General features: G+C 48.8%; 1 protein-coding gene. It reads right to left on the minus strand.

The features are described 5' to 3' along the window. Positions 1-5,396 (minus strand): fibronectin type III domain-containing protein (locus HZF10_RS17595; RefSeq protein ID WP_176007555.1); only part of this gene is annotated, 5,396 nt, incomplete at its 3' end. Positions 5,397-5,734: the final 338 nt, after the last annotated feature.

Raw genomic sequence — 5,734 nt, forward strand, 5'->3', positions numbered from 1 at the left:
TACGCGTTGCCCTGGCAGCCGCCAGCCAAGGTGAACTCCGGAGAATCCGTGATCGTAACCGTGAAACTCGACTCGTCTGTACACTGGGAGTTATTGGCAGAAACTGCATGAACGTAGATTGTAGTCGTTTGAGAAATACAATCGCCTGCATTAAGCTGAGTTCCTGTTGCCCCAGGACCTGTCCAATATTGGCTACCGGCATCAAGTGCAGGAAGCGTATGACAAGCACCTTGACACAAATTCACGCTTGGGAATTGTTGTGCTACCGGCGATGCCGTTACCGCAACGGTAAAGCTGGCCTCATCTGTACAAGCATTCGGAGCTGTTCCTGTTGAAGCGTAGACATAAATAGTATAAGTACCTTCTCCAAGAGTAGTATTCGTGATCGGAGTCACTCCTCCTGCATCTGAATAGTACGCGCCTGTAGTCAAAGTCGGCAACGTATAGCTGTCGCATGCCACCACGTTCTGGAAGTTCCCCACGTTAGGCGTTGCGTTAACCGTAACCAAGAACTCGCTCTCATCGGTACAATTTCCTAGAGAAGCCCAGATATAGATGGTTTGGGTCGTCGTGATACATGTACCCGCAGCAATCTGCGTTCCCGTTCCGCCAGGACCAGTGTAATAGTTGTTATTCGGCGAAAGCGCAGGAAGTGTGAAGCAATCGCATGCCGTAGCATCCTGCAATTCATCAGCAACGATGTTTCCGATGTTGACAGTGACAGCTACTTCTGAAGAACAAGTTCCCTCAGCTGCATACAAATAGATGATAGTAGGAGAACTGATAGTCGTTCCGTCTACAACATTTCCTGCTCCACCAGTAGCATCATAATAATGCCCTATGACTGGCGTAGGAACAATATAATTCTCACATCCGTTTACTTCGGTAGGTATACCGCTCAAGTCTGGAGTATGGTTGATCGTAATCGTGAAACTTTCTTCATCGCTACAAACACCATTCGTTGCATATACATAAAGGGTTTGCGTTTCGGTGATAGTTCCCGTAACAGGATCACCCAAACCACCTGCCTGTGCATAATAAGCGCCTGTGGTCAAAACTGGCAACACGTACTCGTCGCAATATGCGGCAGAAGCAGGAGCCGTTACGTTCGGAGCCGGCAAAATCTCAACCTGGGTAGTCGTCGTGAACGCGTCACATCCGCCAGAAGCGGCAATCGTGTACGTTACAGTGTAAACACCCGGTGTACTTGCATTAGGCACAATCGTTCCGTTGATGGCATCGATGAACAATCCAGCAGGAGTCACGGAATAGCTTCCTCCGGTAGTTCCTGTCAACGTCACGGTTTGAACCGGTGAGCTAACGCAGAACGTAGCAGGTTGTGCATAAGTGATGGCAGCATCCGGTACAGGTGTGATGATAACCGTTCTTGTACGGATTACGTTCTCGAAGTTTGTACAAGTAACCTCACCCGTCAATGAGTAAGTACTTGTTACCACATATGTTCCAGGAGTACTAGCTGACAAATCGATAGTTCCGGTAGCCGGATCGATTACCAAACCTGGTGTAGACGAATAAACTGCCCCAGCAACAGCGCCCGGTACCAATGTTGGTGTTGGGTCGTCGTCGTTTTGACAGTACGCCAATTGGTCGTAGTTGAATGTCGTGTTTACGATACATTCTGTTTGACCTGAACCAGGACCGGAAGCGTTCGTTTGTGTAAATGTCACGAAACCTGGCTGGTTGGCGAAGTTGGTGATCATAACCACGTATACTTCGCAAAGCTGTGCGTTAGGCAAACACATAGTTTCTGTAGGTGCTGCCGAATAACTACAAGCGTGTAGGTTCGGGCAAGTTCCCTGAGGAAGCGGGTTCGCAGGAATAGCGGCACAAGCCGTTGCGTTATCTGGGAATGGACCCCAAACTACGTAGTCAACGTCAAGGTTAGGTGCGCCTCCAGGAGTTGTACTCTGTGTAAGCAAGTAGTTAAGCGGTCCTGCCTGGTTTACTTGAAGGAAGAAGAACGCAGGGTTTGGTGTCGTGAACAAACATCCGATCTGACCCAAACTCGGAACGTTCGTAGCGTTAGCATACGTCACCGGTTGAGTTGAACAGAAAGGCTGTGCCTCGATACAAGGAACCGTTCCGATACACAAATTGAATGTAGATGTCGGTTGAGCGACAGTCGACATCACTTGGATATAGTAATGCTCTCCTGGAATAAGTGAATCTGCAATAGAACTGATGCCGTTCGAACATTCCACTTGTGTCAACGCGCCGCATTCATCACCTTGGAAAATCGCAAAGTTCAAACCGATGTTCGGCGTAATGTTAGAAAGTGAAATTACGTGTGTATCGGCTGTTGCGGTGAATTGGTACCAAACATCAACTGCTGTAGTACCACCACAAGTAGAAACTTGACCCGATGGAGTCGCACCCGCGATAGATCCGTTAAGGATTTGGGCGCACTCAAGGTTTTGGTTAACTGGAGCTATAATCGCATTCGAACAGTTGTCGTTGATTGGAGTCGTACAGAAATTGAACGGTCCTGCCCAAGCACTTGAATCGGTATCCGAACAAATAGCCCGTACATAATACGAATAACATGTAGCCGGTTGAAGTCCTGTCGCCACGTATGGTGTTCCTGTCGGAATACCAGGTGTTGTCGGAATAGGAGAACCTTGTGGCAATACTAGGATTTCCCAGTTAGAAGCGATAAAACCTTCTTGGTTCGCCGGCTGATTCCACGTCAGGTTAGCAGAAGTGGTCGTAATCGTGTTAGCCGTCAAATCGTTAGGTTTAGGACATGTTGGCGGCGGATTACAAATCACGTTCGCCGTCCATCCTTGCTGTTGGACGCTGCCGTCGCTGCGGAACCAGAAAGTAAGACATCCGTCGCTGCTCGAAGATTCGAACGGACCAGGAATCGTATTACCCCAGAAACCTCCTGGCAAACCACCTGGCACGTTAGCCGCAGGGTTAGTTGAAGCGATTTGAGGGTCTGATGTAGAATCTCCGTCAAACACATACAAAGCATCCCAGTTGGTTTCCGTTTGGAAAGCTGTAAAGACAACGGTTACGATATCGCCCGGGTTATCGGGACAAACCGTCCAAATTGTGTTCGAAGCCGCCGGATAGTTGGCAGGTCCGCCTTCGTCAACGAAGATGCCACCGCACTCAGGTGGAGCAACCAAAGTCGTAGCCGAAGCAGGTCCTGTCCAAAGGCTGACTCCGTTATCGGTTGAGCTACAATCAGCTCTTACGTAGAAATCATAACAAGTAGAAGAGTTCAAGTCAGGATAAGTGAACGGGCTCGTAGCCGGCAACCATCCTGTAGTCGCTGCTGTTGGAGCCGGAGATCCGCAAGGAAGCGCGATTGCTTGCCAAGCTGTTCCAGGTCCTACGTTCGTCCATGTCAATACTACCGTTTCAGAAGTTGGGTTCGTAGCCGTGAATCCTGTTGGTTTAGGACATGCCGGTGGTGGCGCACACGTTACGTTGGCTACCCATCCCGCTTGCTGCACGCTACCGTCACTGCGGAAGTTGAATGTCAAACATCCGTCAGGGTTTGTCGCTTCAAATGGGCCAGGCAGTGTATTTCCCCAATATCCGCCAGGCAAACCGCCAGGCACGTTAGCGGCCGGGTTGTTCGAAGCGATTTGAGGTGCAGACGTAGAGTTTCCGTCAAATACGTACAACGCATCCCAGTTGGTTTCTGTTTGATAAGACGTGAACGTTACGGTTACCATATCACCAGGAGTCGTAGGACAGATGATCCAAGTCACGTTCGAGTTCGGCGCATAGTTATTGGCTCCGCCTGCATCAACGAAAGTTCCACCACAAACGGGAGGCGCGATCAAAGTCGTTGCAGAAGCTACGTTGCTCCAGTCGCTCAAACCGTTTGACGTAGAGCTACAATCTGCTCTTACGTAGAAATTATAACAGGTCGAAGAGTTCAACCCTGGGTACGTGAATGGACTTGTTGCAGGCAACCAACCAGTAGTGGCTGCAGTCGGCGCAGGAGATCCGCAAGGCAAAGCGATTACTTGCCAAGCTGTACCAGGTCCGACATTTGTCCAAGTCACTACTACAGAAGATGCCGTAGGTGAAGTTGCCGTAACTGCAGTCGGTTTAGGACATGCCGGCGGAGGTCCGCAGGTTACGTTTGCTTGCCATCCCGCTTGCTGAACACTTCCGTCGCTGCGGAAGTTAAATGTCAAACAGCCATCGGCACTAGAAGATGTAAACGGACCAGGAATCGTATTTCCCCAATATCCTCCTGCCAAACCTCCGGGAACGTTAGCCGCAGGGTTTGTAGAAGCGATTTGCGGATCGGATGTTGAATCCCCGTCAAATACATACAATGCATCAAAATTCGTTTCGGTTTGGAAAGCGGTAAAAGTAACCGTTACCAAATCACCTGGCGTAGTCGGACAGATGGTGATGGTAGAGTTCGAGTTAGCCGCATAGTTAGATGAAACTCCTCCCGGATCTACAAAGTTTCCACCGCATTCCGGCGGAAGTGCTTGAGTCGTGAAAGTACTGCTTGGTCCAACCCATGCGCCTGTAGAATATTCACAGACAGATTGTACATAATAAACATATCCAGTCAGCGGTGTCAATGGAGCCGCTGTCGGCTGAGTAGTTTGGTTAACGGTAACGGTAGGTGTCCCGTTCACGATAATAGGTGTGCCTACCGTAGGGTCGAAAGGTGTCCCTTGCGGCAAAACATGCACTGCCCATTGGTTGTTTCCGGTTCCATCCCAAGTAAGGGTGGCACTGGTTGCCAAGGTAGTCGCGGTCAAAGTGGCGACGTCGGCATCCTGACATTTTTCGATGAGTCGGATGTCGTCAACGAGCCAACGGTCTCCCGTTTGTGCACCTGTTGATTGGGTCGTCACTTTTACGAAAGCCAAGTACATACTTGCGCCTACCGACGCTGGAATATTGATCGTTTTTTCTTCGTATTGATCAAAGTTGACCGTGTTGATCAAATCATCGTTCCATGTTCCTAAAACAATCGTGAACGATGCTGGGTCTAATGGGTTTGAAGTCCCAAGTGCCGCCCGTACTTCGTATACCGTATTTTGAAAACCGGCAAGCGTCGTCCTTGTATTAAAAAGGAGTTGCGGGTTTGCAGGCACGGTAATCAAAGGTGACACCAAATAATCCTGGGAGGTGTTACCGCTTCCGATATTCTGGCGGTTAATGTATGCTGCCTGCGGATTGGTATTAGCAGGATAAACCGATGTCGAGCTCAATGTCCAATTGAGGTTTCCGACACCATTATCGTAAATCTGCCAAGTCCCGCTTGGAAGCACCCATGGTCCCGGAGTGACGGGAACTGCTACAGATGCATCATCGAAGTTTTCTACGAGCTGGGAATGACCTAGAAAACCAGAGAGCAACATGAAAAACAGCAAAGTAATTTTTTTCATGGAGTTGAATTTTGGTTGTTAATAAAATTTTTAGTTTAAAGGATTCCAAATTTAACAAAAAATATGTAAGATGTTATCAAATTGGTATTTTTAACTAATAGCCGATTTTGATAAATATTATTTTCTTTTTTTATCGGATTCCGTACATTTTTCAACAATCTGACAATCACCGAATAAAAAACCCCGGACGTTTCTGTCCGGGGTTTTGTGCATTATGGATGCGTAAGGTACGCGTAAGGTTTTCTTTACTGCTTCACGATCAGGAACTCGCTTCGCCTGTTCTGGGCGTGCTGCTCCTCGCTGCACGGCTCGCACTGCACCTTAGGCTCGCTCTCCCC

This window comes from Flavobacterium agri (assembly GCF_013401995.1).
In the GTDB taxonomy this organism is placed as follows: domain Bacteria; phylum Bacteroidota; class Bacteroidia; order Flavobacteriales; family Flavobacteriaceae; genus Flavobacterium; species Flavobacterium agri.